General features: G+C 56.1%; 1 protein-coding gene and 1 pseudogene. Both read left to right on the forward strand.

Annotated elements, in window-relative coordinates:
* Positions 1-137 (forward strand): annotated as a pseudogene (locus tag EN964_RS28005) (electron transfer flavoprotein subunit alpha/FixB family protein); the annotation flags it as partial.
* A gap of 708 nt (positions 138-845) precedes the next feature.
* The gene (locus EN964_RS28010) at positions 846-3335 is read left to right on the forward strand and encodes an FAD-dependent oxidoreductase (protein ID WP_127270312.1); all 2490 of its coding nucleotides are present in this window, start codon (positions 846-848) and stop codon (positions 3333-3335) included.
* Positions 3336-3856: the final 521 nt, after the last annotated feature.

A 3856-nucleotide genomic window follows, 5' to 3' on the forward strand; every position in this document is an offset into this window, starting at 1 on the left:
ATCTCGCCGGCATGAAGGATTCGAAGGTCATCGTCGCCATCAACAAGGACGAGGAGGCGCCGATTTTCCAGGTTGCCGACTACGGCCTCGTCGGCGATCTCTTCGTCATTCTGCCGGAGCTGCAAAACCGCCTATGACGGGCATCATCTCGATTAACATTCTCAAACTTTGCCGGTGACCATTGCCTCCGGATGTTTGTCGCCATGACTAAGTGGCTGTTTGCAGGCAATGGCCCCGCAGCGCCATTTAGAAACCGACCGGCGATTTGCCTCGTTTTCCCAGCCTTGCGGCACATCCTGGAAGTGGACTGAGCAGATCAAGACCGCAGACGCCGTTCCGGATGGCCTGAGTACGTTCCCAGTTCAACGTAGGTGAAGCAGAACGGCCGGGGTGAGAAGATTGTGGCGCTCGCCCGCAGAGCTGCCCGTCGCGCCTTTTTCTTTTCCACGCCACAGGTGTGGCTAGGACAAGGCTCGGCGATGTCCTGACACTCCATTTCCACCTACACCGGACCGAGAATCTCGAAACCAGATGGCGTTAATATATAGACTGAATTTGACGTAGGCACCTCTCGGTGAATGAATTACCCACTGAAAGCAATGGCAAAAATAGCAATGCTCGACGCTGAAACTTTCAGGCCGAAGGGGAGCTGTCCGAGTGAGCCCGCTATCTTCATAAACGTCGCGTGCTTGGTTTCTGGCTCGTCGATGCGCCCGCCAACGCGCGCGCCAACATAGAAAACACCGGGGCCGCCGCCAGCTCGCTTTGAGCTCCGCCTTGCCGCGTGGCCGACCACTGACCTGCAAGATGTTGAGAAAAGCCTTTAACTAGGAGCTTAAATTTCCATGAAGAATGCATCAACCCTAAACGAAGTTGCCGACTCATCTGGAGCGAAATCACTGCCGGCTAAAGCCCGAGCGGTCATAATCGGGGGCGGTATTTCCGGGTGCTCGGTTGCATATCACCTCACAAAGCTCGGATGGACCGACGTAATTCTGCTCGAGCGTAAGCAACTGACCTGCGGAACAACTTGGCACGCTGCCGGATTGCTGAGCGAATTGCGCGGCTCTGCCGATATGACAAATATGGCAAAGTACACGATGGAACTTTACTCCAGCTTGGAAGCAGAGACGGGGGTTTCAACTGGATTGCGCCGTGTCGGCTCGTTGGCTCTCGCGCTTACCGATGAGCGGAAGCACGAGCTATTGCGGCAGTTCTCGGTCGCGAACGCCTTCGGGGTAGAGGTGCGAAAAATCTCCTCCAGCGAACTTGAGGAAATGTACCCTCATGTCAATGTGTCGGACGTCTCTGCTGCGCTTCATTTCCCTAATGATGGGCAATGTGATCCAGGAAATGTCGCGATGGCGCTTGCCAGGGGCGCACGGCAACGCGGTGCTGCCATCTATGAAGGAGTGAAGGTAACCGGCGTTCGGTCGAAAAACGGCCGGGTGTCAAGCGTGACGTGGGAGAAGAATGGCGAGCGTGGAGAGATTGAAACAGAGCACGTGGTAAACTGTGCAGGAATGTGGGCTCGGGAATTTGGCTCTAGAAGCGACGTGGCGATTCCCTTGCATGCTTGTGAACATTTCTATTTGATCACGGAGGCAATAGAAGGGCTTACACGACTGCCGATCATTCGGGTTCCGGACGAACATACGTACTACAAAGAAGATGCAGGGAAGATCCTCTTTGGGGCGGTAGAACCGAAGGCTAAGCCATGGGGTATGGACGGCATTCCCGAAAGCTTTTGCTTTGACCAGTTGCCAGAGGATTTTGCGCATTTCGAACCCATTATGGAGAAGGCCCTAAAGCGCATGCCGATGTTGGGCAAGGTTGGTATTCGCACCTTCTTCAATGGACCTGAGAGCTTCACGCCTGACGATCGCTTCCACCTAGGAGAAGCTCCTAACCTGAGGGGCTATTGGGTAGCATGTGGCTACAACACGGGAGGGATAGCCGGCTCAGGACCAGCGGGCTTTATTCTGTCGCAGTGGATGAATGACGGCGAACCGCCTCTCGACGTTTCAGGAGTTGACATCCGTCGGATGCAGCCGTTTCAGAAGAATCGTTCCTACCTGAAGGAGCGGGTTACGGAGATCGTGGGGCTTACCTATGCCGACCACTTTCCCGCCCGTCAAATGACAACATCGCGCGGAATTCGACGGTCACCAATTCATGAACACCTTAGAGCGCGCCGAGCCGTGTTCGGCGAAGCCGCAGGCTGGGAACGACCCAACTGGTTTGCCCGAGAGGGCCAGGAGCGCGAATATCGGTACTCTTGGGGCCGCCAGAACTGGTTCGAAAACCAGCGCGAAGAGCATGTGGCGGTGCGTGAACGGGTCGGTATTTTCGATTTGAGTCCATTCGGGAAAATCCGAGTGGAGGGACGAGACGCATGCAGGTTTCTCCAACGGCTCTGCTCCAACGACGTCGAGGTGCCGGTCGGCCGGATCGTCTATACACAAATGCTAAACGAGCGGGGCGGGATAGAGAGCGATCTCACGGTGAGTCGTCTCGGCGAGACTGCTTTCCTGCTCGTGGTGTCGGCCTTCGATCTGCAACGCGATCTGTGCTGGTTGAGGCGGCATGTAGGCGACGAGTTCGTCGTTATCACCGATATATCCGCCTCGGAAAGCGTTCTCGCGGTCATGGGGCCGAATTCGCGCGAACTGCTCGGCAGAGTTAGCCCGAATGATTTCTCCAATGGCAACAATCCCTTCAGCACCTTCCAGGAAATTGAAATCGGAATGGGTTTGGCGCGAGCGCATAGAGTGACCTATGTCGGCGAACTGGGCTGGGAGATTTACGTCCCGACTGATCAAGCCGCGCATGTCTTCGAAGTAATTGAGGCGGCGGGCGCAGATGTTGGCCTCAAGCTGTGTGGACTGCATGCCATTGGCTCATGCCGCATCGAGAAGGCATATCGGCATCTTGGCGATGATATTGGCAGCGCGGATCATGTGCTCGAAGCGGGGTTGGGCTTCGCCGTCAAGACGGCAAAGCCAGGATTTATTGGGAGAGATGCGGTGCTGAGAAAACGTGAAGCGGGGCTCGACCGTCGGCTGGTTCAGTTCCGGCTGAAAAACCCCAGTCCACTACTTCACCACAACGAGGTCATCTTCCGTGACGGTCGGATTGCGGGAACCATCACCTCCGGAAGCTACGGTCATACGCTTGGAGGAGCCATCGGCCTTGGCTATGTACCTTGCAAAAGTGAGAGCGAGGCAGCTCTCCTTTCCTCTTCTTACGAGATTGAGATAGCTGGCGAGCGCTTTGCCGCCGAAGTCTCGCTTAAACCAATGTATGACCCGAAGAGCGAGCGGGTGCGGGCTTGACTTTGGATCCAAGCGGACCAGGTCAGCCCAAGCAATCGGAGTTCGCACGCGGCGTCGGACATAGTCTTCGTTGACGTGCTCCCCGATCTGTCCGTTAGCTCTGTTCACTTTGTAGCCTGTGCGAATCTGGTGCAATTCACTTAGGGCGAGTCTGTCGAAGCGGGACGCATGCGAGGGTTGATCGCAAGACCGTGGTGCACGAGAAGCTCAAGAACGGCGCTCGACTCGTAAGTGCAACGCCCTGGCGATCGGCTCGAGGTCTCGGCGTTGCGCGAGAGGCTTGGAAAAGCTTCTAACCCTCAGGTCGAGGAGGACCACCGGACTCGGGACAGTCGCCGTGAACTATCCGCAAGCCATTGATCTGGCCTGTTGATTGAGGCGGATAGCGTCTTTTGAATTGCAGGATTAGCGGTTTATTGGGGCTGTTTTCCTGCAATTCGGTTTTGCGATTCCCTTGTGGCGCGGAGCGTGATTCACTCGGTTCGGCGGCGGCGAATCGAGGGGACAGCGAATGTCCAGGC

It is taken from the genome of Mesorhizobium sp. M7A.F.Ca.CA.001.10.2.1 (genome assembly GCF_003998575.1).
Lineage (GTDB): Bacteria > Pseudomonadota > Alphaproteobacteria > Rhizobiales > Rhizobiaceae > Mesorhizobium.